This is a genomic window from Hymenobacter latericoloratus, from assembly GCF_014199535.1.
GTDB classification, from domain to species: Bacteria; Bacteroidota; Bacteroidia; order Cytophagales; family Hymenobacteraceae; genus Hymenobacter; species Hymenobacter latericoloratus.
Map to the genome: position 1 here is coordinate 132,387 of NZ_JACHNV010000003.1, position 25,905 is coordinate 158,291.

The following is a 25,905-nucleotide window of genomic DNA, read 5'->3' on the forward strand; positions in this document are numbered from 1 at the left end:
CTCACCAGTTCACCAACTCACTAGTTCACCTTATGAATCACGCTCAGGTTCGGGCCCTGCTCGACGAAAAATATCTTCACTACGACCAGCCCGGCTTCATTCTGGCCGACCCGGTTAGCATTCCGCACCGCTTTACCCAGCGGCAGGATGTAGAAATCAGCGGTTTATTCGCGGCTCTGCTGGCCTGGGGGCGCCGGCCTACCATCATCAGTAAGTGCACGGAGTTGCTGCGCCGCATGGACGATGCGCCGTATCAATTCATCACCCAACACCACGACGAGGACCTGAAAAAGCTGCTGGGCTTCTGCCACCGCACCTTCTGCGACACCGACCTCTTATACTTCGTGCACTGGCTGCGCTGGTTTTACGCTGACCATGATACACTGGAAGATGCTTTCCTGGTAGGCAGCACCCAAAAGGAACGGCTGGAGAACTTCCACAATCTGTTCTTTAGCCTCGACGACGCGCCCCAGCGCACCCGCAAGCACGTGGCTACCCCCGCCCGCGGCTCGGCCTGCAAGCGCGTGAACATGTACCTGCGCTGGATGGTGCGCCCCGACCCGCGCGGCGTCGATTTCGGCCTCTGGACCCGCCTTTCCCCCGCCGACCTCATCTGCCCCTGCGATGTGCACGTGGAGCGCGTGGCGCGCCGCCTGGGCCTGCTGGAACGCAAGCAGGTGGACTGGCTGGCCGCCGAAGAGCTCACCACCCACCTCCGCACCCTCGACCCCCTGGACCCCGTGAAGTACGATTTTGCCTTGTTCGGGCTGGGCGTGGAAGGGGAGATGTAATGAAGTGAAGAGGTGATGAAGTGATAAGTGAATGGTAAGGAGGCAGAAAGTAAGCTGAGGAATCAGCAGCCTCTTTATTCATTTGTGCAGGATGAAAGTTTGTTAGTCCTATTACCGGTTATCCATTACCGCTTACCTGTCACTTGTCACCCTCTCACCAGATATTCCAATTATTGAATCTTTCCCGCCCTCGCGAGTGTTTATCTTCGCATTCCCATTCTATTACCAAGTACCTACTACCAACTACTTCGTTTGATTCTTCCTCAGAACTTTGAGCAAAAAATAGGTTTTTCGCAGCTGCGCGAAATGCTGGAACAGCTATGCCTGAGTGCACTGGGCCGGCAGTTCGTGGCCAAGATGTCGTTTCAGACCAAGGCCGATCAGCTGGAAAAGCTCTTGCTGCAAACCGACGAATTCCGTCAGCTTCTCAACAGCAGCGCCGATTTTCCCAGCCAACACTACCACGATGTGCACCAGCATTTGGTGCGCGCCAATCTGCCCGGCTCCTACCTGGACGTAGCGGCCTTCTTCGCCGTGAAAATGAGCCTGCGCACCATTCGGGAGGCGCTGACTTTCTTTACCCGCGCCGAAGAAAACCTGTACCCCACCCTGCGCCTGCTGGGCATTGGCGTGCAGGTGGACCGCAACCTGATGGCTAACCTGGACAAGGTGGTGGACGACGAAGGCCAGGTGCGCGAGGATGCTTCCCCGCTGTTGCGCCAGATCCGGCAGGAGCTGATTAACCGCCAGGGCCAGCTGCGCAAGCAGATTGCCGGTATCCTGCGTCATGCGCGCAGCGAGGGCTGGGTGCCCGAAGGAGCCGAGCCTACCATTCGGGGTGGGCGCTTGGTGCTGCCTGTAATTGTGGAACACAAGCGCCGGGTAAAGGGCCTGATTCACGACGAGTCGGCGACGGGCCAGACGGTGTTCATCGAGCCAGAAGCCGTATTCGAGCTGAACAATGACATCAAGGACCTGGAAAATGCTTATCAACGCGAGTTGGTCCGTATTCTGACCCAGCTCACGGCCCAGCTGCGCCCTCACATTCCCGACCTGCGCAAGGCCTACCAGTACCTCGGCCTGCTCGATTTTATTCGGGCTAAGGCCCAGCTGGCGCGGCAGCTGGAAGCGGTGCTGCCGAAGCTCAGCCCCCGCCCCCTGATTCGGTGGCAGCGGGTGCGGCACCCGCTGCTCTACCTCACCTTCCAGACCCACGCCAAGGACGACCCCCGCGAGGTAGTACCCCTGGACATCGAGTTAAACCAGGAACAGCGGATTCTACTGATTTCGGGGCCGAATGCCGGTGGTAAGTCGGTGAGCATGAAGACGGTGGGGCTGGTGCAGTACATGCTGCAGTGCGGCCTGCTGATTCCGGCCGGGGAGGAGTCGGAGGCGGGCGTGTTCGATGATATTTTTCTGGATATCGGCGACGAGCAGAGCCTGGAAAACGACCTGAGCACGTATTCCTCTCACCTGCTGAGCATGAAGCAGTTCGTGACGCTGGCCAACAAGCGCAGCCTCATTCTGATTGACGAGTTTGGCACCGGTACCGAGCCCAGCCTGGGCGGGGCCATTGCCGAAGCCGTGCTGGAGCAGCTCAACCGGGCCCGCGCCTTCGGAGTTATTACTACCCACTACACCAACCTGAAAAACTACGCCGAGCGTACCCCGGGCATTATCAATGGGGCCATGCGCTACGACCCCGAGCAGCTGCAGCCCCTCTACCGCCTCGAAATCGGCAAACCTGGCTCCAGCTTTGCCATTGAAATAGCCCGTAAAATCGGTTTGCCCAAGCAGATTGTGGAGCGCGCTACCCAGCTGGTGGGCAAGGACAAAATCCGCTACGACCGGCTGCTGGAAGGCCTGGAAAAGGAGAAGACTGAGTTGGAGCAGCGCACCGCCGAGGCGGCCAAGCAGGAGCGGCGCATGAAAAAGGCCGCTCAGGAATACCAGGACCTGAAGAAGTACCTCGACGATACGACCCTGGAGGTACTACGCGACGCCAAGTCCAAGGCCAAGCTGCTGCTCAAGGATGCCAACCAGCAGATCGAGGCGACCATCCAGGAAATCAGGGTGGGGCAGGCCGAGAAGGAACGCACCAAGGAGGCCCGCGGCAAGCTGGACACCTTCGTGCGCGAAAAGCTGCAGATGGAGCCGCCCAAGCCCCGCGCTTCCCGTGAGCTGGCCGACCCTACTACCCTCAAGCCCGGCGATAAGGTAGCGCTGCTGGGCCAGGAGGGGCACGGCGAAATCATGGCGGTGAAGGGCAAGACGGCCGAGGTTTCCTTCGGGGGCCTGAAAACCATCGTCAAGGTGAATCAGCTGGAGAAGCTGACGCGGTCTGAGATTCGGGAGCGGGAAAAGGAGGCGGCCCGCAAGGCTCCGGCCCAGCACGCTACCCTCGATATTACCGGCCGCATGTCGGGCTTCAATACGACCCTCGATTTGCGCGGGGAGCGGGCCGAAGATGCCCTGAACCGCATCATGGCCTACGTGGACGATGCCGTTATGCTGGGCGTGCCGGAAATCAAGATTCTGCACGGCCGGGGCAACGGCATCCTCCGTCAGATTGCCCGCGACTACCTGCACAAGGTGCGCGAAGTGGCCAGCGTGGCCGACGAGCACGCCGACCGGGGCGGCGACGGCGTAACCATTGCCGTGCTGAAATAACCTCATTCATTTTCATTCCGACCGTAGGGAGGAATCCGGGTTACTCACAAGAAGCTGACCCAGATTCCTCCTTGCAGTCGGAATGACGCTTTTTTCGCTTCTCATTCCCCGTCATATGCACCCTCGCAACCCCCACGCCGCCCGCTACAACTTCCCGGAGCTTGTGCAAGCCAGCCCCGAGCTGGCGGCTTTCGTCATTCCGAACCCCACCGGCGACGACAGCATCGACTTTGCCAATCCGGCCGCCGTGAAAGCTCTGAATCGGGCCCTGCTCAAGCAGCACTACGGGGTAGCGCACTGGGATGTGCCCGCCGGCTACCTCTGCCCGCCCATTCCGGGCCGGGCCGACTACCTGCACTACGCCGCCGACCTGCTGGCCGCTGACCACGCGGGCGTCATTCCGCGGGATAAATCGGTGCAGGTGCTGGATGTGGGGGTAGGCGCCAACTGCGTGTATCCCATCATCGGGACGCAGGTATATGGCTGGCGGTTTGTGGGCTCGGAGGTGGATGCGGTGGCCCTGCGCGCGGCCAAAAGTATGGTAGCCGTGAATCCCGTGCTGGCCGGCCGCGTTGATCTGCGCCTGCAAAGTCATAAGGAGAACATCTTCGCTGGCATCGTGAAGCCGCGGGAAGAGTTTGACTTGGTGATCTGCAATCCGCCGTTTCACACCTCCGCCGCTGATGCCGCCGCCGGGAGCCGCCGCAAAGGCCGCAACCTGGGCTACGCCAAAACCAAAGCCCCGGAGCCGTTGCTGAACTTCGGGGGCCAAAGCACGGAACTCTGGTGCGAAGGCGGCGAAGAAGGCTTCCTGAAGCGTATGGTAGCGCAAAGTGTGCCGCTGGCAACCCAGGTGCTCTGGTTTTCGTCGCTTATCTCCAAAAAAGAAACGCTGCGGAGTGCCCACTATTTTCTGGGTCAAACGGCCGCTACCGAGGTGAAAGTGCTGGATATGACCCAGGGCCAGAAAGTGAGCCGCGTGGTGGCCTGGACCTTCCAGGACGAAGCCCAGCGCCAGGCCTGGGCCCAGCGCCGCTGGAAACAGGGGGTAGGCTCTGGTCAATAAGGTGTAGTCAATAACACAGCTATGCAAAAAGGCCGTTCCCAGGGTGGGAACGGCCTTTTTGCTGTAAAGAGAAGAAACGATTACTCCACTACCACCCGGCTAACCTGGGTTGACTCAGGCGTTTCGATTTGCACCAGATAAAGGCCGGCGCGCAGCGACGAGGCATCTACGCTTATCTCCTGACCGTTCAGGGCCTTGGTTTGGTTGAGGACCACACGGCCGGTAGCGTCGCGCAGGATAATGTGAGCGGTGCGGGCCGCGCTGGCCGGCACGCGCAGCTGGAACTTGCCGCTGGTGGGGTTGGGATACACCTGCACGGCACTCTGGGCCACAGTTTTCTTATTGCTCAGCACCAGGTTGCACACCTGGAAGCCCCGGTTTTGCTCCGCAATCCGGGCCGAAAATTCCTGAAAATACTGGTTTACCACGCGGGCATCGTGCACGATGAGCGTGTTCTCGTCATTCTCCGTGTCGGCCGAGAGCGACCAGTTATGGGAGCCCACAAACACCTGCGGGTCCGATTGCGAGGCGCCGGCATCCACGATGGCATATTTGTGGTGCATGATGCCAGAGGTATTTTTCACGATGGCCCGGTCGCCGAGCGCCGTGCGGATGGTGCGCAGAATGGCGCCGGTCCCGGCGTTAGTGGTGTCGTTGAGCAGCACTTCCGAGCAGGCCGCGATGTTGCGGGCCCGTACCTGGTCCACGATGGTGCGGCTCAGGTCGGTGCGCGTAATCAGCATGGTGGCAATGTGCAGGTCGTTATCCGCTGATTGAATAGCCTGAATCAGGCGGGTGTTTACCTGGTCCGTCGGCGAAAACCACGACTCCACACTTTTGCCGCCAATAAGGAAGTAGTGGGGCGTGTTGTCGGTTTTGGCCGAACCGAAGCGGGCCGTGGCCGTGGTACCGCCGCCCCACATTTCATTGAACTCTAAGGTGTAAGTCCGGGCCAGAACCTGGTCCTGAATGGCAATGGCGTTGTTGCGGTCCTGGTTCAGCTGGGCCGGGGTCCAGTTCGTGGAGCCCGTCCACACCCACGGCACGTTGGGGTTGGAGTCTTCCGCGTCAATCACCACAAACTTGTTGTGCATGATGTTCTGCTGGGTCTGGCGGCCGATGCGGGGAATGGCTGAGTTCAGGCCCGAGACGCTGGCATTGGTATTATCATCCTCGAACAGCACGCGCACCTGCACGCCGCGGGCGTGGGCCGCGTTTACGGCGTTGAGAATAGTAACGCTGTTCCAGTTATAAATGGCAATATCCAGCGTTTTGGTGGCCTTGCTGATGTAGCGGGCCACGGTATCGGCAATGGCGCCGTTGGCCAGGTAGGTGGCGCCGTTGCCCGGCAGGGCCACGCTCGTATTCACCGAGCCGGTGAAGTAGGCGCGCATCTTGCCGCTGGAAAGCGAAGCCGTTGCCATGGGTACCACCCGCGACTCCGAGGTGCCGATGGCGTTGGTTGAGGAAGCCTTCACGTAGTAGATAGTACCCGGCTGCAGACCCGTCAGGGCAATGCTGTGCTGGGTGGCGGCGGTTGTAGCGCCCGTTACGGTAGTAAAGGGGCCGGCCAGGGCCGTGCTGTATTCCACCTTCGCAGTGCCGGCATTCTCGGTAGCAAAGTGTACCGTGAAGCCGGTATTGCTGATGTTGGTGGGGTAGGGCGAGCTAAGGAAGTTGGGCGTGCCCCCCAGAATAAAATCCTGGTAGCGGCGGGGCAGCAATTGGTAGCCGCCTACCCCGTTGCTGGCGAACTGGCTCATAATGCCCAGCAGATCAAACTGGCCGCTAGGGGCCTGCTTACCCACAATGTCGTTGCCCACGTTGGCACTGGCAGCCGTGCGCACCACCGCGCCGGTCTGGCCGTTGAGCAGATAATTGGTATTGCCCCCGAAGGTGCTGACGGCCCCGCCGGTGCTGGTAGTAACGGACGTGTTTTTGTTGATGCGCACCACCCGCGACTCGTACTGCTCGGCAAAAACTGAGGTTATGGCCGAGGCATCGACGGTAGCGGCGGGCCGGATGACGCGGTTCTGCGCCAGCAGGGTTACGCTGCTCACCGGGTCTATTTCCAGCAGGCCGTTGAAATTTTTCAGGGTACCACTGATTTCGATACTGTCGCCGGGGGCCAGGGCCGAAAAGCCCGCCGCGGAAGTGGAGTAGGCGGCCAGGCCGGCCGTGCCATCCTGCAGGTAGCGGATAACCCCTAGCTCGGGGCCGTTGGTTACCACGCCGCGTACGGTCACGGTAGCGCCCGCCCCATCGGCGCGGGCGGCCGCCACCGATTTTACAGTTTGGGCCGTGGCGGCTGGTAGGGCGGCTCCGCCAAAAAGCAGAGCCAGCAGAGTAATTTTCTTCATCAAATGAAAGAAGTGGGGGATGAGGTGGGAAGCAAAAGCTGCTACAAATATCCTGATCTTACACCAAACAATAAGCCGGCGCCAAAGAAGATTTTCGGAAATAGGCCAGCCGGCGGATGGTCGGTATATATTTGAAAATCAAATATATAATTAGAGTATATTGTGCCGGGCTGCTACCAGAAAACTCCGGCCGATGCCCCTCCATCGGCCACCGGTGAGGGTAGGTGGCAGGTGCGGGTGGCATCGGCCGGGGCGCTGGGCAGAAAGCATCGGGGGCTTACGGCCGGGCAGTCAGGCGCTTTTTGTTGTCCGTAATCATGGGCACGGCCGCCGAGCTGGAAGTGCCCGCCGCATTGCCCGACGATACCCGCACGTAGTACACGGTGCCGGGCTCCAGATTGGTCAGTTCCACGGAGTGCGCGGTAGTAAGTGCCGGCAGGTTTACTTTGGAGCCTAGCGCGGCCGTTTTGCCGTATTCCACCACCGTAGAGCCGGGGTTAATAGTCTGGAAGGTAACCGTGAAGCCGTTGCGGTGCACCGCCGTAGGCACAGGCTCGCCCTGAATAGCGGGCATCCCCCCGGCCACCACAAAGTCGGCGGACAGGCGGGGGAGCAGCTGGTAGCCGCCGGTACCGCTCTGAGCAAACTGGCCCAGCGTCCCGACCAGATCAAACGGGCCAGCCGGGGCCGTTTTTTCCACCAAGCCATTTTCTCCCGTGGAAGCCACATTGATGCGCAGCGGCAGGTTGCGCTGCCCATTGATAAAGTAATTGGTGTTGCCCTTCAGAGGGCCGGCGGGTGCCCCGGCGTAGCTGGTCAGGCTGCTGACTCCGGTAATGCGCACCAGCCGGCCTTCGTACGCCTCATCGAAAAGTTTAGCTGCTTCGGCGGCGGGTACCTCAACCGCCACTACCCGGCGCCCGGCCGCCAACTTCCGGACGCTGGTTACGGGGTCCATTTCCAGCAGGCCGTTGTAGTTTTTCAGTGTCCCGGTAACCTGCACACTGTCGCCGGCTGCCAGGGCGTGCAAGTCGGGGTTGGAGGTGGAAAAAAGGGCCAGGCCGTGCGTGCCGTCCTGGATGAAGCGAAGCTGCCCCAGCTCCGGACCGTTCTCAATGACGCCCCGCACCGTGACGGTAGCGCCGGGACCGGCCTGGCGGGCGGCGGCCAGCGTAGGCGGGGCCAGAGTTGCAGCAGCGGGAGTTTTACCGGCAGGTTGAGTAGGGCGAGGTGTGCGTTGGGCCTGCGCAAGCAGGGCGGAAAGAAGCAGGGAGGGTAATAAAAGTTGTTTCATCAAACGAGCGGTGAAAGTAGCCCACAGGCCCTAGAACCAGCTGAAAGGCGCGAAAACAGCTGCTCTGGCTGGGGTGGTCGGAGGAGGTAAAACTACAGGAATCCTGCGCTAAAAAGTGCGGGCAAAGTCCTGTCGCAGGAAAAATATCCTATGAAAAGAAAGACCCGACTGCCAGAAGGAAGCCGGGTCCGTGGGAGAAGCGCTAGAAGATGTTAACCTCCGGGTGCAGCTCAATACCGAACTTTTCGCGCACGGAGGCAATAATGTCGTGGGCCAGCTCCCGGATGTCGTGGCCCTGGGCGCCGCCGTGGTTGACCAGCACCAGGGCCTGCTTGTCGTGCACGCCGTGGGCGCCGCGGCGCTGGCCCTTCCAGCCGCACTGCTCAATCAGCCAGGCGGCGGGCACTTTCACGCCGCCTGGTACGGGGTAGCCGGGCAGCTCAGGATACTGCGCTTTTAGCTCGTCGAATTTCAGCTGGGATAGTTCGGGGTTTTTGAAGAAGGAGCCGGCGTTGCCGATCTGGGCGGGGTCGGGGAGCTTGCTGCGCCGGATGTGCATCACGGCTTCACTGACCTCGCGGGGGGTAGGGTCGCCCCCGATGCCCATGTCTTCGAGGGTGGTTTTGATGGCGCCGTAGCTGACGTTGGGTCGGGCCTGGCGGAGCAGGCGCAGCACCACGCCCGTCACGATAAACTGGTTTTTCAGCGGACCCTTGAACACGCTTTCCCGGTAGCCGAATCCGCACTCGGCGGCCGAAAACGTGCGCACCTGCCCGGTGCTGATTTCCAGGGCTTCCAACAGCTCAAACGTATCCTTCAGTTCCGAGCCGTAGGCTCCGATGTTCTGCAGGGGGGCCGCGCCCACCGTACCCGGAATCAGAGAAAGGTTCTCGATGCCGCTCAGCTCCTGGTCCAGGGTGTACTGCACCAGCCCGTGCCACGACTCGCCGGCGCCGGCCCGCACCAGGGCCGTTTCCTCGTCCTGGCTGATAATGTCGAGCCCCCGGATTTCATTTTTGAGTACCACGCCGTTGAAATCCTGGGTGAAAAGCAGGTTGGAGCCGCCGCCCAGCACCAGCTTTTCCGCCGCCTGCACCTCGGGCAGGGCCAGCAGCGTCCGCAGGTCTTCCACCGAGGTAAACCGGGCAAAAAGCCGGGCTTTCACATCCAGACCGAACGTGTTGTGGGGGCGAAGGGAAACGTGGTGTTCGAGAACGGGAGCCGAAGCCATACGAAAAGCGCTGAAGGTGATTTCGGGGCAAAGGTAGCCGTTTGGCTATTGTAGGAATTACGGCGGGTCACAAAAGAAAAGGTTCGCTACCCCCGCGGGGTAGCGAACCTTGCAAACCGTCGGGCGGGTATCTAGCGCACCCGGTAGCCGCGCAGGGCATAGAACAGCAGGTAGGCGTAGCAGAGGGCCGGAATCAGGAAGGCCACGCGTAAACCACCCGCGTACGTAGCTACGGCTCCCATCAAAAATGGAATAGCGGCGCCGCCTACAATGGCCATAATCAGGTAGGAGGAGCCCTGCTTGGTGAAAGCCCCCAGCCCCTGAATAGCCAGCGGGAAGATGACTGGCCACATGATAGAGTTGCATAAGCCGCAGAGCACCACCAGCCACAGCGCTGTCTCGCCGCGCACCAGCACGGCCGCTGCCACGCTCAACAATGCCACGGCGCACACCAGCACCAGGGCATACCGGGCATTGATGCGGCTGAGCAGCGGAATGCCGATTACGCGCCCCACCAGGGAGCCAAACCAGTAGGAAGAAACCAGCACGGCGCCCACCGCCTTAGTGAAGCCTACGGTGGTATCAATAGGGGCAGGGGCCTGGCCGAACAGGGCCGCCGCCCAATTGGTAGCTACGCTCAGGCTGCGCACCAACGCCTGCGTGAATCCCGAAAGCTGCCCAATGTTTTGGGCCTCCCCGAAGCGGATCAGATAGTCGCCCAGGCCTACTTCTACCCCCACGTACAGGAAAATAGCTACTACGCCCAGAACCAGATGGGGGTAGCTGAGGGCTGAGGTCCGGGCCGGGAGGGCTTCTGCAGCCGCACTGACTTCCTCGTCGGCGAAAGTTTCCAGCTCGGGCAGTTTCAGGAAAGCGAATATGCCGGCCAGCACCGCCAGAAACACGGCCAACCCAATGTAGGGCCCCTTTACCAGCGCCGCTTCTTGGCTCAGGCGCTGAGCCACGGGCAGGGTTGCCAGTTGGGCTTTTAGCACCTCCGAGCCCCCGAAGAGCAGCAGGCCGCCCAGCAACGGCGAAAGGGTGCCGCCAAAGTTGTTGGCAACGCCCACCAAACTCACCCGGGAGGCGGCCCCGCTGGCCGGGCCCAGTACCGATACGTAGGGGTTGGCGGCCACCTGCAGCAGCGTAATGCCCGCGCCCAGCACTGCCAGGCCCAGAAGGAATACCCCAAACACCCGCGAGTTAGCCGCCGGTATAAATACCAAAGCCCCCACGGCCATAATCAGCAACCCTACCACTATACCCCGCTGGTAGCCCAGCCGCTTAAGCAGCACGCCGGCTGGTAACGACATCAGAAAATACGCCCCAAAAAAAGCCACCGATACTGTAGAGGACTGAAAATCGGTGAGTTGGCATACATCCTTGAGGTAGGGCATGAGCACGCCGTTGAAGTTTGTGACGGCCCCGAACAGAAAGAACAGGCTCGTCATGGCCGCCATGGGCAGGGCGTAACTGCGGGCGGCAGTTGCAGTGGCGGTTGAGGTGGCAGAAGTAGTGGGAAGGGCCATGCAGCGGCAAAGGAGTAGAAAACAGAGGAGCCTTAAAGATAGAAAGACCCTGCGGAACAGTGGCGCTGGCAGTTACAGCGGAAACTGCCGCCGCAGTTGTTGGTAGCCGGGGTGGTCGTCGAGGCTGGTGAGGCTCTCGAACATGCTGATGAAGGTGCGCACCAGCTCCGGATCGGCCGACTGCAGGGCGCGGGTTTCGGCCACCCTGTCCAGGTTGTACTGGCCCAGAAATACCACCAGGGCCCGGAAAGGCTCCTTGGCTTCGGCGTTGAAGCGCAGCAGCAGCTGCAATGGCAGCACCGGCAAGTGCTGGTGGGGCGCCAGGCCGGCGGCCCGCTGCTCGGGGTGCTCGGAGAGGGTCGTAAACGTTTCGTGAATCTGGCGCAGGGTAGAAAGGTGCTGTTCCCGGTGCTCCTGCCAGTGCTCTTCCACCGGCGCTTCGGGGTGAAACTGCTGCCACACCCCCTGCACAAAATGGTGGAGCAGTCCGTGCTCGTCGCGGGTGGGCGGTTGGGCTTCCGGAGTGGCATCAGCGGGCAGGGTAGCGAGGTAAAACTCGCGGGCGTCGCGGGCCCGCTCCAGCAGCAGGTCATGAATCCGGTCGGTGAGGGCCCGCATTTCCCGCTGGTTGAGGGCCGGCTGGTGGTGGCGGGCATAGAAGGTGCCAATGGCGGCCGAGTCGGTCATGACGGCCAGGTACTCGCTACCCTCCGCTTCGGCCAGAAACCCTGCCACTTCCTGCATAATTGGCTGAAAACCCTTGTACAGCTCCCGTGTCGCGTCGCTGATAGTCACCACGGCACTTTTAATTTGCTCTTCCACCGCGTTACTGCTCTCAATCAGCTGGCGGGTTTCGTGCACTAGCTCCTGCATCTTGGTCAGCGTCTCATCGGTTTTGCGCGAAGCGTTGTCGGCGGCTTTCCAGCTCTGAAAGGCCACGAATAACCCCAGAAACGAAGCCACGCTGCCCACCACGGAGTAGTGGCCATTGAGCGCATCATAGGCAGTCAGGCCCAGCACCGACAGCGTTAGAAACACAACCAGATAGAAGACGGAGCTTTGGTTGGGGTCAAAGAGAAAGGAAGGACGCATGGCGTAAAGATGCGCGACGGGAATTGCCTTGAAAAATAAACCGCACCGCATCAGCCCGGAGCGCTGGGCTGCCTGGCGGTGGAGCGACCTAGCCGGTAACTCTTGCGGTATAGGGTAGGTCAGTTGGCCTGCCGTTACGGCCTGGGGTAGTGCTGCGTGGTGTACTATGTTTGCTGCCAGCCGGGTTTCTATACGCGCTCCGGGCGCTGCACAAAATAGAACAGGTCCCGTTCCAGTTCATAGGCTGCCTTCTGCATGTGGCGGCGAGCCGATGCATATGGGATACCAACCATGAAACCACCCTGCAGCAGCATAGCAAACAGGATGAAAAATATGGTAGACATCGTGGTGTCGCTACCCTGCATAAGGAGGGATGTCAACGCGAAAACCCAAAACACCAGATAGAAAAGCGCAAAAAACAGGAAAAAGCCCGAGGCACCCCTTAGTTCAGCTTCCAAACGGGTTCCGGATGCTAGTGGCACGATGTGGCCTTCAATGGAGGGAATAAACGCTTGGTTGCCCTCAGTCCGGGGTTTCAGGCGAAAATAATCACGCTGTACTACCCCGCTATAAGGCGCTACGGTTGGGGAAAAGATGCGCCCTAATCGACCAAAAGGATTTGTGTTTGGTGGCGCAACGTGTTGCCGCAGCCGCTGCACAAACTCTTCCTGTCCAACAGGTAGCTCAAGCGTAAATGGCGTAATCAGGCGCAGCCGGCGTAGGACTCGTTTCATAGGCAGATAGGAGGCAGACCTGTTATTGTAAGTCTGAGCGGGTAAAGATAGAGGCTGGTGCCAGCAAGGCGTCGTAAATTGCGCCTCACTTCGTTTTTACTACCCCCCCCGTATGCCTGCCAACCGCCGCTCCGCTCCGTTTTATATGACTGCTACCACCCAGTTTGGGCTGGAAGAGGTGTTGGCCGAGGAGCTGCGCCAGTTGGGGGCTAAGATTGAAAAAGTGGGTCAGCGGGCCGTAGAGTTCACCGGCGATACGCAGCTGCTCTACGAGGCCTGCCTGTGGTGCCGTACCGCCATGCGCATCCTGCGGCCCTTCGCCGGCTTCTACGCCCGCGACGAAAAAGCCCTGTACCGCGAGGTAGGCCGCATCGACTGGCAGCGGTTTATCCGCCCCGACCAGACCTTTGCCATTACGGCCGTCGTCAACAAATCCACCTTCGAGCACTCCCTGTTCGTGGCCCAGCTCACCAAGGATGCCATCGTGGACCAGTTCCGCAACCGCACCGGCTCGCGCCCCAGCGTGGACGTGAAGAACCCCGACATCCGCCTGCACCTGCACATGATTGAAAACGAGGTGACGCTGAGCCTGGATGCCTCGGGCGAATCGTTGCACAAGCGCGGCTACCGCCAGCAAACCAACGTAGCTCCGCTCAACGAGGCCCTGGCCGCCGGCCTGCTGCTGCTGGCGGGTTGGGACGGCCGCAAAACCCTCATCGACCCTATGTGCGGCTCCGGCACCCTGCTCACCGAGGCCGCCATGCTGGCCCAGCGCATTGCCCCCGGCCTCTACCATCAGGGCAGGTTCGGCTTCGAGAACTGGGCTGATTTCGACGCGGCCCTCTGGGAATCGGTGCGGCTGGACGCCCGGCAGGCTCGCCTGGAGGAGCCCCAGGCCTACCTGGCCGGCTCCGACTTGTCGCGCGAGTACATTGAACTGGCCCGCCAGAACGTGGCCGCCGCCGACCTGGAAGACTTTATCCGGCTGGGCGTGCGCGACGTGAAGGAAGCCAAAGCGCCCGCCAAAGAAGCGCCCGGCATCGTCATCATGAACCCGCCCTACGGGGAACGGATTGGGGAAGAAGCCGAAATGGATGCCCTCTACAAAACCATCGGCGACACGCTCAAAAGTGGCTTCCAGGGCTACGACGCCTACGTATTTACTGGCAACCTGGAGGCGGCCAAGCGCATCGGCCTGAAAACCTCCCGCCGCATCCCGCTCTACAACGGCCCCATCGACTGCCGCCTGCTCAAGTACGAACTCTACCAGGGCACGCGCAAGGCGAAGTAGGGTAGGAGGTGATGAAGTGATAAGTAGAACGTCAGGCTGAGCGTAGGCGCAGCCCTAGTCGACGCATGACGGGCTATTTTCACCAACACCGGTAGGCTGTCCGCTTCCGCTTCGCGCTATGGCAGTATCTTCCGCTTCTCAATGCTCCTGTCCAATATGAAAAAGAAGCTTTACGCGCTGCTGCTGGCCGCTGCTCTGCCCCTGGGGGCTGCGGCCCAGTCTATTACCCGCCTGAACCCTACCAACTGGTGGGTGGGTATGAAGCACAACTCGGTGCAGCTGCTGGTGTACGGGCCCCAGGCGGGCACCCTGGCCTACTCGGTGAATTACCCCGGCGTGAAGCTGGTGAAAACCAACACTGTCGAGAACCCCAACTACGCCTTCCTCGACCTGGTGATTGCCCCCACCGCCAAGCCCGGCCAAGTGAAGCTGGTGGGCAGCAAAGGCACCCAAACCGTTACCCAGAACTGGGAGCTGAAGGTCCGCGACAACGCGCCCAAGGGCCAGGGCGTCACGCAGGCCGACTTCATCTACCTGGCCATGCCCGACCGGTTTGCCAATGGCGACCCGTCGAATGACAAGTTTGCCGATATGGCCGACCCGAACTTGGACCGGGCCAACCCCTTCTACCGCCACGGCGGCGACCTGCAGGGCGCGGCCCAGCGCTTGGGCTACCTCAAAGACCTGGGCGTCACGGCCGTGTGGTTTACGCCTGTCATCGAAAACGACCAGGGTCTGACCAACGAGGCAGGCACCATGCGCGCCGCCTACCACGGCTACGGCTTCACCGACCACTACAATGTTGACCGGCGCCTGGGCGGCAACGTGGCCTATAAAGCCTTTGTGCAGCAGGCTCACGCCCAGGGCCTGAAGGTGGTGCAGGACGCCGTGTATAACCACGTGGGCAACCACCACTGGTTTGTACAGGATCTGCCCATGAAAAGCTGGCTGCACCAGTGGCCTGCCTACACCAACACTTCGTACCGCCAACAGCCCATTACCGACCCCCACGCCGCCCAGATCGACCGTAAAGTTACGCTCGACGGCTGGTTCGTGCCCTTCCTGCCCGACCTGAACCAGCAGAACCCCTACGTGGCCAACTTCCTCATACAGCACGCCTTGTGGTCGGTGGAAACGTTTGGGGTGGATGCTTGGCGCATCGACACGTACATGTACAACGACCAGCCCTTCATGAACCGCTGCAATGCGGCCCTGCTGGCCGAGTACCCCCGCATCCACATCTTCGGGGAGTCGGCGGTGACGAGTGTGGTGGACCAAGCCTACTACGTCAAAAACAAGATTGACTTCCCCTTCAAGTCCAACCAGCCCGGGGGCCTTGATTTCGTGCTGGAAGGCGGTATGCTGGCCGGCTTGAAGGAGGTAGGCACGCCCGCCGCCACCGGCTGGGACAACGGGGCCCAGCGCGTGTACCAGGCCCTGGCCCAGGACGCCGTGTACCAGGCCCCCGAGAAGCTCGTGACCTTTCTCGACAACCACGACCATAACCGCTTTCTTTCGGAAGTAGGGGAGGACCTGGACCGCTACAAAATCGGCCTGACGTGGCTGCTGACCACCCGCGGCATTCCGAGCATGTACTACGGCACCGAAATTCTGATGAAGAATTTCAAAAACCCTACCGACGCCGAGGTGCGCAAGGACTTCCCCGGCGGCTGGCCCGGCGACCCGCACAACAAGTTTACGGCCGCCGGCCGCACGCCCCAGGAAAACGAGGCCTTCGGCTTCGTGCAGAAGCTGGCCCAGTACCGCAAGTCGCACCCGGTGCTGAGCTCCGGCAAGCTCATGCAGTACCTGCCCGAAAACGGCCTCTACGTGTTTTTCCGCTACGATGCCACGGGCACCGTCCTGGTCGCCACCAACACCACCGACAAGCCGGCCACCCTGCCCACGGCCCGCTTCTCGGAGCGGCTAAGCGGCTTTAGCAAAGCCCGCAACGTCCTCACCGGCGAAACCCTCAGCAGCCTGGCTACTCTGCAGCTGCCGGCCAAGACGGCCCTGGTGCTGGAGTTGGGAAAATAGGGTAGGAAATGAGCCTGGTTAAGTCCCGCCTGTTTCCTCAGGCGGGACTTGTGGTTTATTGCCACGATGCCGAGCCGCAATAGCCTGCGGCTCGGCGTTGCTGAGGTGGTTTAGCCTAGTATTCCAAGCACTCTGCGCAGCAAGCAGAGTAAAGGAATCCGGGTTAAATCGAAGCAGCACCCCACCTGTCATTCCTCCTGCGTTAGGATGACAGGTGGGGTGCTGCTTCCCTGCCCCTGGTAGGGCCGCTGAGCTTACCCGCCGGCGCCTCAGGCCCACAGGATTCGGCTCCGGAAGTGCACGATTTACCCGGCCGGCTGGTTATATTCACTCTTTCACCCCGCCGCGTTTCGCCCTATCTTTACCCCATGTTATTTGCTGCCGAACAACTCGCTCCAACCCTCGATTCTGCCCGTCGCGTCCTGAAGAAATACTACGGCTACGACACCTTCCGGCCCATGCAGGAAGACATTATCGGCAACATTCTGGGTGGGCAGGATACCGTGGTGCTCATGCCCACGGGCGGGGGCAAAAGCATCTGCTTTCAGGTACCGGCCGTGGTGCAGGAGGGCGTGTGCGTGGTCGTCTCGCCGCTGATTGCTCTGATGAAAGATCAGGTGGAAGCCCTGAAAGCCAACGGTATTTCGGCCGCCTACATCAACAGCAGCGTGGGCCAGAGCGAGCAGAACAACATTGCCGGCGACTGCCTCAACGGCTACCTCAAACTGCTGTACGTAAGCCCCGAGAAGCTGCTTTCCGAAGGCTTTCTGACGTTTCTGCGGCGCCTGCGCATCAGCATGTTCGCCATTGATGAAGCCCACTGCATCAGCTCCTGGGGCCACGACTTCCGGCCCGAGTACACCCAGCTGCGGGTGCTGCGCGAGCAGTTTCCGCAGGTGCCCATCATTGCCCTCACCGCCACCGCCGACCGCCTCACCCAGCGCGATATTCAGCAGCAGCTGCGCCTGAACGAGCCGCGGGTGTTTCTTTCCTCCTTCGACCGGCCCAACCTCAACCTGATTGTGCGGCCGGGCCAGGATAGGGTAGGGGGCATTCTGGAGTTTCTGGAGCGCCACCCCGGCGAGGCCGGTATCATCTACTGCCTCTCGCGCAAGCAGTGCGAAACCCTGGCCCAGAAGATTCAGGCCAAGGGCATCAAGGCTGGGTTCTACCACGCCGGCCTGACGCCCAACCAGCGCGGGGCGGTGCAGGAAGCTTTCCTGAAAGACGATCTGCAGGTGATTGTGGCCACCATTGCCTTCGGCATGGGCATCGACAAGAGCAACGTGCGGTGGGTGATTCACTACAACCTGCCCAAGAACATTGAGGGCTACTACCAGGAAATCGGCCGCGCCGGCCGCGACGGCGCCCCCGCCACGGCCGTGCTGTTCTACTCCTTCGGGGATGTGATGAGCCTGCGCGACATGCTCACGAAGGAAAACCCCAACCTCACCCAGCTGAACCTGACCAAGCTGGAGCGCATGCAGCAGTTTGCGGAAGCCGCCAGCTGCCGCCGCAAAATCCTGCTCAACTACTTCGGCGAAACCCTGGCCACCGACTGCGGCAACTGCGACATCTGCCGCAACCCGCCTACCACTTTTGATGGTACCGAGCTGGCCCAGAAAGCCTTGTCGGCGGTAGTGCGGGGTAGGGAGCGGCTCAGCATCAACCTGCTGATTGATGTGCTGCGCGGCATGCGCAACCAGGCCGTGCTCAGCCAGGGCCTCGACCAGATTAAAACCTACGGCGCCGGCCGCGACCTGCCCTACCTCGACTGGTACAGCTACATCCACCAGATGCTCAACGACGGGCTGGTGTACATTGCCTACGAGGAAGGCTACGCGCTGAAAATCACCGAGCTGGGCCGCGAAGTGCTGCAGGGGCAGCGTCCCGTGCCCATGAAGAAGTTTCAGCCCGCCGAGAAGGCCGAAAAAGCGCCGAAGGGTCGGAAAGCCGCCGCTACCACCAAAGCGGCCCCGGTTTCCCGCGAGGCGCAGCTGTTCGAGGCCCTGCGCACCCTGCGCAAGCGCATCGCCGACGAGCAAGGCGTGCCGCCCTACGTTATCTTTACCGACAGCACCCTGCAGGAAATGGCCGAGGAGCGCCCGGTGAACCGCACGGCCATGCTCTCTATTTCGGGGGTAGGCATGAAGAAATTCGAAACCTACGGCGAGGCCTTTATCCGGGAGGTGCTGGCCCACGGCGGCAACCCCGCCGCCCAGGCCGAGCTGGAGGAGGGCGACATTGCCAGTAACCTCGACCCGGACGACTACAGCGCCGCCCGCGCTCCGCGCAAGCGGGAGCCGCGAGCCGCTCGCGAAACCAGTGGCACGGAGGTGAACGGCACCATGGAAACCACCCATCAGCTCCACCGCATGGGCCTGAGCGTGGAAGCCATTGCCCAGCGCCGCGACCTGGCCATCTCCACTGTGCAAACTCACCTTACTACCTGTTACGGCAAGGGTATGGAGCTGCGCCTGGAGGAATTTCTGAAGCCCGAAGAGCTGGCCGAAATTCAGACGGCTCAGGCTCAGCTGGGGGGTAGCCCCATGCTCCGCGACTTGTTCGACCACCTGCGCGAGAAGTACGACTACTTCCGGCTGCGGCTGGGCCTGATGTACCTGAAAAAGCTGCGGGGGGAGTAAGGAGTGAACTGGCGAGTTGACGTTCGGCAGACGCTGAAGGGGTAGCCTGCAGGCGGCTCATCCGTAGCAAACCCTACCCCTCTGAAAGGCCCAAAGCCGCAATGGGGTGGCTGTTGGTAGGAAAGCGTAAGTAGAATAGAGCAAAGCTCCGGCGGGGCGGCGTCCATCGTTCAACGATTCGGGGCCGTTCCGTCGGGGCTTTTCAACTTTATTACCTTGCTTTGCTGTCGGTGGGTGGTTGCTGCGCGAGCAGAACGCCGGAAGCCCGCTGAGTTTTCCCTTTCACTACCTCACTGGTTCAACTCATGCTGCGCGTTTTACGGCTGCTGTTACTGCTGGCGGTGGCGGCTTTCAGCCTGCGCATGCTCACGATGGTGCTGCCCTACCTGGGGTTCGAGAAGGGCATCCTGTTTTTAACCACCAAGTCGGCGGATATCAACGACAATCCGTGGTTTCGGGCGGGGTTCTACGTGCATATTACCAGTAGCTGGTGGGTGATAGTAACGGGCCTGTTGCAACTGGTGCCCGCCCTGTACCGCTGGCGCCCGGCCTTGCACCGGCGCCTGGGGCAGGTGTACGTAGCGAGCATTCTGGCCCTGGCCGCCCCCTCGGGGCTGGTGCTTGCCGCCTTTGCCAACGGTGGCCTGCCGGCCAAGGTGGGCTTTACCCTGCAGTGCCTGGTATGGTGGCTGGCTACCTGGCAGGCCTACCGCCTGGCCCGGCAGCGCCGCTGGCTGCTGCATAGCGAATGGATGCTGCGCGCCTACGCCGTGACCTTAGCCGCCATGAGCCTGCGCCTGGAAAGCTATGGGATGCACTCTTTCTTCCAGACCCGCCCCCTGGAAACCTACCTCACGGTGGTGTGGCTGTCGTGGGTAGGCAACCTGCTGCTAGCCGAAGTGCTGGTGCAGGCTGGATTGGGCAAATGGTACCTGCGAGCCTTCGGGCCCCGGGTAGCCCCAGCAGTTGCCGCTCCAGAGCCGGTAGTTGCGGCTCGTATCGGGTAAGTTGTATATTCCGGTCTGCAATCTTGTTCAGCTACTTTATCCGGTGTTTCTGATGCGCTCCGCCTACCTCTCCACTGCCTTGTTAACCTTATTGACTGCCTGCCAGCAAAAGCCCGTCGCTGATGCTTCCGGCCCGGCTGCTAGCGCTGTACAGGCAGTTGTAGCTCCAAAAACAGGCACTCCAGTGGCCCCGGCTGTCGCGCCGTTGTCGGCTGAGGAGCTGACGTTTCTGCGGGAGTACAGCCTGGCCGCCCTGCTTGCGAAAGAGCCGGACGACCACGAGGTAATGAACGGGTTCTATGGAGCGGACCACTACCGCATTGAGTTCGCCATGCTGGAAGTGCGCCGGGACCCAGCCAACCCCGCGCACTACTTCGTGAAAGGCAAAAATCGATTCAAGAAGTCTATTACGCCTTTCGAGGGAGATATTTTGCTGACCCAGCTGATGAACCAGCCCCAGGCTGAGCTTCCTAAGGGAGAAACCGATAAGAGTGTGAAAGATTACTACCGGGAGCTGAATCGGCGGAATGCGTACTCCGTGCTGGGGACCTTCACCTTGCGCGAAGACGCTGCCTACAAAGGGGCGGGTACATTCCGGGGCGATGTGCTGATTGACTTCTCGGTATCGGAAGAGGGCGACATCGAACTGTTTACCCGTAACATTAGCAAAAACACCCGGGGCGGGGGCGTGCTGTTTGAGGGTACTTGGGAAAACCCGGAAACGCACCAGCAGAAGCCCGTGCTCTTGGTTCAGAACATCTTTGAATATCAGCAGGATATTTTTCGCGACTTCATGGTGGGGGAGCGGGACCGGGATTTCAACCCCAAGTATGCCAAGCTGGGCTGGGATACGTACTGGCAGAACGAGGAGTGGTGGGCCGAGCCCGGGCAGGCTACCGCAGCTAACGAGCCGGAAGCCGAAGAAACCTACTACGAAGACACCACCACGGTTGCCCGCACCTTGCTGTAACGGCCACTCATGCCTCCCTATGCCTGCCTTAGCCGCTACCCTGCGGAGTTAAAAGCAGATGCGAGGTAGCATAATGCAAGGCTGAAGAGGTAAAATTCAGGGCCAGAGCCGCGTAAAATTTTAGTAAAAATTTCAGCTAATTGAATTAGTATTCGCGTACTGCGGTTTGTACCTTCGTGAGCCGGTACTTGCTTTGCCGATGCAGCCATTTCTCCCGGCTCCCCTGCGTTATGATTAACACGAACCTTAAATTCTGGCGGCGCGAACTGAGCCTCACGCAGGCGCAGATGGCCGAAAAACTAGGCATCAAACGCTCCCTGGTGGGCGCGTACGAAGAAGGCCGGGCCGAGCCCAAGCTGGCTACTCTCGTGAACATGGCCCGCCTGTTCGGCATTTCCCTGGATGCCCTGGTCACCACCGACTTTAGCAAAAAGAAGAACGCCAAGGCGGCTCTGCAGCTGCAGGCTCAAACCGCTGCTACCCCCGAGGCTGGCGCCAACCGCTCCAACGGCAATCTGCGCATTCTGGCCCTGACGGTGGACAAGGAGCAGAACGAGAACATTGAACTGGTGCCCCAGAAGGCGGCGGCCGGTTACCTCAACGGCTACGCCGACCCGGAATACCTCGAGGAGCTGCCCAAGTTCCGCTTGCCCATGCTGGGCAACACCGGCACCTACCGCGCCTTCGAAATTGCCGGCGACTCCATGCTGCCCATTGCCAGTGGCACCGTCATTGTGGGCCGCTACATCGATGATTGGATGAGCATTAAAGACGGTACGCCCTGCATCGTGGTGAGCTCCAAGGAGGGCATCGTGTTCAAGCGCGTGTTCAACCGCCTCAAGGACGCCGCCATGCTGGCCCTGCACTCCGATAACCCCCTCTACCAGCCCTATCAGGTTGATGTGGAGGATGTAGTGGAAATTTGGGAAGCCAAAGCCTATATCAGCAGCACCTTCCCCATTGCCGACCTCTCGCTCAGCCGCTTGGCCAGCATTGTGCTGGACTTGCAGCAGCAAGTGAGCACCATGAAGAAAGTATAGGCTTCGCTCTGCGCCTCAACAGGTAAGCGCCCGCCCTTCCTTCCGGAGGGGTGGGCGCTTTGCATGTAGCCCAGGGAAGCCCAGGGAAGCAAGCCTGCGGGTGCGGCGCCGGGCGGGAGAAGGTAATATCTATTGAGCGGGCTTTCCCGTTTAACTAACCGCGCCTTGCCGCGTAAGCTCATCTCAACCCTCAACACCTCCTCTCCCAATGCTTAAAATTATTCCTGCCACCGACCGGCATCATGCCGCTCCCGTCAACTGGCTCAGCAGCTATTTCCTGTTCAGTTTCGCCGACTACTACGACCCCCAGAACGTACAGTTTGGGCCTTTGCGCGTGTTTAACGATGATTCTATTCAGGGCAAGGCGGGTTTTCCCCAGCACCCGCACTCCGAAATGGAAATCGTGACGCTGGTGCTGGACGGGGAGCTGACGCACGTGGACACCATGGGCAACCGCGCCACCATTAAGAAAGGCGAGGTGCAGCGCATGACGGCCGGAACGGGCTTGGCCCACTCCGAACAAAATGACACCGATAAGCCGGCCCACATTTACCAGCTCTGGTTTCAACCCAACCAGAAAGGCCTGTCGCCCAGCTACGAGCAGAAGGACGTTGATTTTCTGGACAAGAAAAACGAGCTGGTGCCGCTGGTATCGGGGCAGAAAGTGCTGGAGGACGTGGTGTACATGAACTCTAACACAACGGTGTACTGGTGCAATCTGGCGGCTGATAAAACAGTGACGTTCAAAACCTTCCCGATCCGGAATACTTTCATCTACGTTAAGGAAGGCAGTCTCTACATCAACGGCGTGGATATTGGCCCCAACGACCAGGTTCGCTCCACCGACGAGCACGTCCTGGAAATCCGGGCCTCCAAGGATGCGCAATTCATCCTGATTGATCTGCCGGGCAACGAGGCTAACTTTTAGGCTCCAGCGCTCTGAACTTTACGGCGGGCCGGCAGTTACTAACTGCCGGCCCGCTCTTTACTTATAGCTTTCTACGATGACGAATATTTTCCCTGACCGTCTGGTGCCTACAAACGAAGCGGCGCGCCTGCGTACGCTGCACGTGTACCAAATTGTGAACACCACCCCGGAGCAGATATTCGACGACTACGTAGCCTGGGCCGCTCAACTCTTCAACACGCCCATTGCCCTGATTTCCTTTGTGGATAATGACTACGTGCACTTCAAGGCCGTAACCGGGGCCGAGGGCATCCCCGGGCTACCCCGCGCGGAAAGTATGTGCTCGGCGGCCATTCTGCCCGATATGCCGGTCGTAACCTCAGATTATTCGGCTGATAGCTGCCGGCTCATCAGCCCCGACGTGGCGCAGGCGTTGGGCCTGAGTTTCTATGCCGGCTCGGCCCTGCGCATGCCTGGTGGCGCCCGTATTGGCATGCTGGCCGTTATTGGCCGCGAATACCGCACGCTCTCAGGAGCGGAAGAGGACGTGCTGACCCGCCTGGCCGATCTGGTAAGCCGCACGGTAGAGCTGCGGTTTCAATATCTGCGCACCGAGCGCCCGGAAACCTGGGAAGCGGCCCAGCAGGACCTGGCCGATACCCTGGATGACAACGCTACCCTCACCCGCTACCTCAGTACCCGCAACCACGGCATCAACCTGGATGATACCGAAGTGCAGGACCTGGTTTTGCGCCGTCTTGCGGGGGTAGGGAAGGTGCTGGAGCGCCGCCTGCGGGAAGCCCTTGCCGCCTAAATACAAACGAGCACAAAAAAACCGGCCCATATAGGCCGGTTTTTTTGTGCTCGTTTGTATTTATCGACTTAGGAGAAGCGCTAGTCTATCCCCCAGATCTGGTACGTACTCTTCCGCATCACAGCATTCTGGTTCCTCCAAGCGCTTTTTGTTGAAGCGCGCCTGTGCAACCAATAACTCTCGGCTTATACGCAGGGAAAGAAGTACGTCGCGCCAGAACAGCTGCCGTAGCTCTGCGGGATGACAAGGACCGTCGCGACCATCTTGCATTCTACTTGGGTCAATACTAAGTAAGTCTGTTTCGTCGAGTCCCATTTGCAGTAGCTTCTCGCTGCGCAACTCCCGTAGGCCCCACTTATCGAACCAATGCCCTCCTACATCATTGTCCATACAGAAGTGGCGGCCAATCCATACTACCTCATTCCACTCAACCAAGCCCAGCTGCCGAACTACGGCAGCCTAGCCTGGATGAACTAGAAAGCAGTCCAGTTCAGCTAGATAGGTAAAGACTTGATATTGCACAGGGGACACGAAAGGGCTGGTTACATCGTGTACTTGCGGCCTTTGTTCTGCTGCTTAAGGTAGGCCATCAGGGGCTGGAAGTACTCCACCATGGCGCGGGCCGAGAGGTCTTCACCGGTTTTTTCCTTGAGCACGGCGCGCCAGTCTTTGCTGGAGCCGGGGCGCATAATATCGGCCAGGAACTGGCCTACCTCCTTGCTGCCGTAGTAGTTGGTCGCGTGCGGGTCCTGCTTCAGAATCTTCTTGGCAATGTGGTCGTGCAGCTGGAACAGGATGACGTAGGAGAGGGCGTAGTCGTAGTACTGAGCCGGGTCGTCGTTGATGTGGGTTTTGGTGGCGGGGTCCAAATAGTTTTCCCCGCGCGTAGTAGGCGGCACGATGCCCTGGTACTGCTTGGCCAGCTGCCACCAGCGGGCGTTGAGCTGATCGGCGGGCAGCTTATCGGCGTAGAAGGAGTTTTCCCACTCACTCATCACGCCCGAGGCAAACGGAATGAACACGGCGTAGTTCAGGGCTTCTTTTAGCAGGGTCTGAGTTTCGTCGGTTTTGGCTTTTGGGTCAATCAAGCCCAGGCCAGCCAGGAAGGGCTTTTGGGTGGCCGCCAGGCCCATTAGGGAGCCCATGGCCTCGTGGTAGCCGCGGTTGGCGCCCTGGCGCAGCAGCGGCGGCACCTCGGGGTTGGTGTAGGTGAGGTAGTAGTAGATGTGGCCCAGCTCGTGGTGGGTGGTTTCGTACCACTCGGTGTTGCCCTCCACGCTCATCAGGCTGCGCACATCCTGGTTCAGGTCCATGTGCCAGGCCGAGGCGTGGTTGTTCTTCTTGTAGGTTGCGCCCTTGGGTAGGGGGTAGAGGCTGGACTTCTCCCAGAATACCGCCGGCAGGGCCCGGAAGCCCAGGCTCTGGTAGAAACGCTCGGCCTGCTGTACCTGCCACTCTGGCCCCTTTTTGGCCAGCACGGGGTCGAGGTTAAGGCCTTTCACATCTACCATGGCGCTCCAGTCCTGGCCCCAGCGGTTGGGCAGCCAGGAAGCGGGCAAGTAGTCGGGCACCTGCTTCACGCCGTACTTCTTGGCCAGCTCGTAGCGGGCGTAGGTGTGCAGCTCGCGGTAGAGGGGGCGCAGCTCTTCGTTTATTTTACGCACCAGCGTCATCATTTCCTCCCGGCTCATGCCGTAGTCACTGGCCTGGTAGGAGAAGTAGTCGGGGTAGCCCAGGGCCTGCACGGTCTGGTTGCGCAGGTCGCGCAGGTTGAGCAGTCCGTCCTTGAGGGTAGGGCCAATGGCCTTGCTGGCCTCCCAGATCTGCTGGCGCTTCAGGGGGTTATTCTCCTTGCGCAGCAGCTCGTCCAGGTCGTTGGTGGTGACGGATTTACCCTGGTACTTATAGTCGTAACCGTAGAGCTTCTCGGTTTGGGCAGTTTCGGCCTTAATGCGGCGCTTCACTACGTCGGCAATGGTTTGGGGCGAGTTGGCAGCGTTGTAAAGGGCGGTTTGCAGCTGCTTCACCTGCAGCTCCGTCAGGTCCTGCTTGTGCTCCAGCAGCTCCCGCAGGCGCTGAATGTTCCGGGTCGAGCCGGTGAAGGCCGCCATTCGCTCATTGGCCCGGGCCGTGGCGCCGGCATTGCTGGTGTCGCCGGCCACAATGCGCGTGTTGGAGCGCCACTCCGCCTCCGACGACTGGGTGTAGAGGCGCTGGTATTCAGCGGAGTATTCTTTCAGGAAGGCTTCGGCCTGCTCCTGCCAGTTGGGGGCAGCGGGCGGGGTAGCCGGTTCAGCTGCCGGGCTAGGGGTAGTAGCGGCGGTAGGTATTCTGGTGCTGGGCGCGCAGGCCGTCAGGACAGCCGCGGTGAGGGTAGGGAGGATGTGTTTTTTCATGGGCCAGCAGAAGGCTTTGGAAGAAATAGTG

The 25,905-nt window shown here is 60.4% G+C and carries 18 protein-coding genes; 11 read left to right on the forward strand and 7 right to left on the reverse strand.

The window, feature by feature from the left end:
• The first annotated feature begins 32 nt into the window (after nucleotides 1-32).
• From GGU46_RS11070 to rlmF, 3 genes are all read left to right on the forward strand, one after another.
• Entirely contained in the window at nucleotides 33-791 is a 759-nt protein-coding gene (locus GGU46_RS11070) for a TIGR02757 family protein (RefSeq protein ID WP_183403611.1), read from the forward strand.
• A 252-nt stretch (nucleotides 792-1,043) separates the two neighbouring features.
• Nucleotides 1,044-3,461 carry an endonuclease MutS2 gene (locus GGU46_RS11075; RefSeq protein WP_183403612.1) on the forward strand — a complete coding sequence of 806 codons (2,418 nt, stop codon included), beginning with the start codon at nucleotides 1,044-1,046 and terminating at the stop codon, nucleotides 3,459-3,461.
• Between the two features lie 115 nt (nucleotides 3,462-3,576).
• Complete coding sequence (gene rlmF / locus GGU46_RS11080; RefSeq protein WP_183403613.1) at nucleotides 3,577-4,527, forward strand: 23S rRNA (adenine(1618)-N(6))-methyltransferase RlmF; 951 nt, start codon at nucleotides 3,577-3,579, stop codon at nucleotides 4,525-4,527.
• 80 nt (nucleotides 4,528-4,607) lie between these two features.
• On the opposite strand, the gene GGU46_RS11085 is transcribed toward rlmF, so the two are convergent.
• From GGU46_RS11085 to GGU46_RS11110, 6 genes are all read right to left on the reverse strand, one after another.
• Nucleotides 4,608-6,887 carry a phospholipase D-like domain-containing protein gene (locus tag GGU46_RS11085; RefSeq protein WP_183403614.1) on the reverse strand — a complete coding sequence of 760 codons (2,280 nt, stop codon included), beginning with the start codon at nucleotides 6,885-6,887 and terminating at the stop codon, nucleotides 4,608-4,610.
• Nucleotides 6,888-7,164: 277 nt separating this feature from the next.
• Nucleotides 7,165-8,181 carry a fibronectin type III domain-containing protein gene (locus GGU46_RS11090; RefSeq protein ID WP_183403615.1) on the reverse strand — a complete coding sequence of 339 codons (1,017 nt, stop codon included), beginning with the start codon at nucleotides 8,179-8,181 and terminating at the stop codon, nucleotides 7,165-7,167.
• A gap of 202 nt (nucleotides 8,182-8,383) precedes the next feature.
• A complete protein-coding gene (gene murB / locus GGU46_RS11095) occupies nucleotides 8,384-9,412 on the reverse strand; it encodes a UDP-N-acetylmuramate dehydrogenase (protein ID WP_183403616.1) in 1,029 nt (342 codons plus the stop codon).
• Between the two features lie 131 nt (nucleotides 9,413-9,543).
• Complete coding sequence (locus GGU46_RS11100; protein WP_183403617.1) at nucleotides 9,544-10,941, reverse strand: sugar MFS transporter; 1,398 nt, start codon at nucleotides 10,939-10,941, stop codon at nucleotides 9,544-9,546.
• Nucleotides 10,942-11,013: 72 nt separating this feature from the next.
• Complete coding sequence (locus GGU46_RS11105) at nucleotides 11,014-12,033, reverse strand: hypothetical protein (RefSeq protein WP_183403618.1); 1,020 nt, start codon at nucleotides 12,031-12,033, stop codon at nucleotides 11,014-11,016.
• Between the two features lie 188 nt (nucleotides 12,034-12,221).
• The gene (locus GGU46_RS11110; RefSeq protein WP_183403619.1) at nucleotides 12,222-12,767 is read right to left on the reverse strand and encodes a hypothetical protein; all 546 of its coding nucleotides are present in this window, start codon (nucleotides 12,765-12,767) and stop codon (nucleotides 12,222-12,224) included.
• A gap of 112 nt (nucleotides 12,768-12,879) precedes the next feature.
• Between GGU46_RS11110 and GGU46_RS11115 the strand changes: the two genes are divergently transcribed.
• The 8 genes from GGU46_RS11115 (at nucleotide 12,880) to GGU46_RS11150 (ending at nucleotide 23,478) form a co-directional block, all read left to right on the forward strand.
• Nucleotides 12,880-14,058, forward strand: a complete 1,179-nt coding sequence (locus tag GGU46_RS11115; RefSeq protein ID WP_183403620.1) for a THUMP domain-containing class I SAM-dependent RNA methyltransferase — start codon at nucleotides 12,880-12,882, stop codon at nucleotides 14,056-14,058.
• Between the two features lie 156 nt (nucleotides 14,059-14,214).
• Nucleotides 14,215-16,095 (forward strand): glycoside hydrolase family 13 protein, encoded by a 1,881-nt coding sequence (locus GGU46_RS11120; RefSeq protein ID WP_183403621.1) that lies wholly within the window; start codon nucleotides 14,215-14,217, stop codon nucleotides 16,093-16,095.
• A 368-nt stretch (nucleotides 16,096-16,463) separates the two neighbouring features.
• A complete protein-coding gene (gene recQ / locus GGU46_RS11125) occupies nucleotides 16,464-18,740 on the forward strand; it encodes a DNA helicase RecQ (RefSeq protein ID WP_183403622.1) in 2,277 nt (758 codons plus the stop codon).
• Between the two features lie 305 nt (nucleotides 18,741-19,045).
• Nucleotides 19,046-19,747, forward strand: a complete 702-nt coding sequence (locus GGU46_RS11130; protein ID WP_183403623.1) for a DUF2306 domain-containing protein — start codon at nucleotides 19,046-19,048, stop codon at nucleotides 19,745-19,747.
• 184 nt (nucleotides 19,748-19,931) lie between these two features.
• On the forward strand, nucleotides 19,932-20,717 hold the full coding sequence (locus GGU46_RS11135) for a hypothetical protein (protein ID WP_183403624.1): 786 nt from the start codon (nucleotides 19,932-19,934) through the stop codon (nucleotides 20,715-20,717).
• 230 nt (nucleotides 20,718-20,947) lie between these two features.
• The gene (locus tag GGU46_RS11140) at nucleotides 20,948-21,757 is read left to right on the forward strand and encodes an XRE family transcriptional regulator (RefSeq protein WP_183403625.1); all 810 of its coding nucleotides are present in this window, start codon (nucleotides 20,948-20,950) and stop codon (nucleotides 21,755-21,757) included.
• A gap of 208 nt (nucleotides 21,758-21,965) precedes the next feature.
• Complete coding sequence (locus GGU46_RS11145; RefSeq protein WP_183403626.1) at nucleotides 21,966-22,685, forward strand: pirin family protein; 720 nt, start codon at nucleotides 21,966-21,968, stop codon at nucleotides 22,683-22,685.
• Between the two features lie 76 nt (nucleotides 22,686-22,761).
• Nucleotides 22,762-23,478: a GAF domain-containing protein gene (locus tag GGU46_RS11150; protein WP_183403627.1), complete on the forward strand. Its 717-nt coding sequence runs from the start codon at nucleotides 22,762-22,764 to the stop codon at nucleotides 23,476-23,478.
• Between the two features lie 542 nt (nucleotides 23,479-24,020).
• On the opposite strand, the gene GGU46_RS11155 is transcribed toward GGU46_RS11150, so the two are convergent.
• Nucleotides 24,021-25,874 (reverse strand): M2 family metallopeptidase, encoded by a 1,854-nt coding sequence (locus tag GGU46_RS11155; protein WP_183403628.1) that lies wholly within the window; start codon nucleotides 25,872-25,874, stop codon nucleotides 24,021-24,023.
• Nucleotides 25,875-25,905: the final 31 nt, after the last annotated feature.

What these genes read in the sequence shown, in the direction of transcription:
- GGU46_RS11090 (WP_183403615.1), bottom strand. Translation starts at nt 8,181, where the DNA reads ATGAAACAACTTTTATTACCCTCCCTGCTTCTTTCCGCCCTGCTTGCG.
- GGU46_RS11100 (WP_183403617.1), bottom strand. Translation starts at nt 10,941, where the DNA reads ATGGCCCTTCCCACTACTTCTGCCACCTCAACCGCCACTGCAACTGCC.
- GGU46_RS11070 (WP_183403611.1), top strand. Translation starts at nt 33, where the DNA reads ATGAATCACGCTCAGGTTCGGGCCCTGCTCGACGAAAAATATCTTCAC.
- GGU46_RS11155 (WP_183403628.1), bottom strand. Translation starts at nt 25,874, where the DNA reads ATGAAAAAACACATCCTCCCTACCCTCACCGCGGCTGTCCTGACGGCC.
- murB (WP_183403616.1), bottom strand. Translation starts at nt 9,412, where the DNA reads ATGGCTTCGGCTCCCGTTCTCGAACACCACGTTTCCCTTCGCCCCCAC.
- GGU46_RS11110 (WP_183403619.1), bottom strand. Translation starts at nt 12,767, where the DNA reads ATGAAACGAGTCCTACGCCGGCTGCGCCTGATTACGCCATTTACGCTT.
- recQ (WP_183403622.1), top strand. Translation starts at nt 16,464, where the DNA reads ATGTTATTTGCTGCCGAACAACTCGCTCCAACCCTCGATTCTGCCCGT.
- GGU46_RS11105 (WP_183403618.1), bottom strand. Translation starts at nt 12,033, where the DNA reads ATGCGTCCTTCCTTTCTCTTTGACCCCAACCAAAGCTCCGTCTTCTAT.
- GGU46_RS11140 (WP_183403625.1), top strand. Translation starts at nt 20,948, where the DNA reads ATGATTAACACGAACCTTAAATTCTGGCGGCGCGAACTGAGCCTCACG.
- rlmF (WP_183403613.1), top strand. Translation starts at nt 3,577, where the DNA reads ATGCACCCTCGCAACCCCCACGCCGCCCGCTACAACTTCCCGGAGCTT.
- GGU46_RS11130 (WP_183403623.1), top strand. Translation starts at nt 19,046, where the DNA reads ATGCTGCGCGTTTTACGGCTGCTGTTACTGCTGGCGGTGGCGGCTTTC.
- GGU46_RS11120 (WP_183403621.1), top strand. Translation starts at nt 14,215, where the DNA reads ATGAAAAAGAAGCTTTACGCGCTGCTGCTGGCCGCTGCTCTGCCCCTG.
- GGU46_RS11085 (WP_183403614.1), bottom strand. Translation starts at nt 6,887, where the DNA reads ATGAAGAAAATTACTCTGCTGGCTCTGCTTTTTGGCGGAGCCGCCCTA.
- GGU46_RS11150 (WP_183403627.1), top strand. Translation starts at nt 22,762, where the DNA reads ATGACGAATATTTTCCCTGACCGTCTGGTGCCTACAAACGAAGCGGCG.
- GGU46_RS11115 (WP_183403620.1), top strand. Translation starts at nt 12,880, where the DNA reads ATGCCTGCCAACCGCCGCTCCGCTCCGTTTTATATGACTGCTACCACC.
- GGU46_RS11145 (WP_183403626.1), top strand. Translation starts at nt 21,966, where the DNA reads ATGCTTAAAATTATTCCTGCCACCGACCGGCATCATGCCGCTCCCGTC.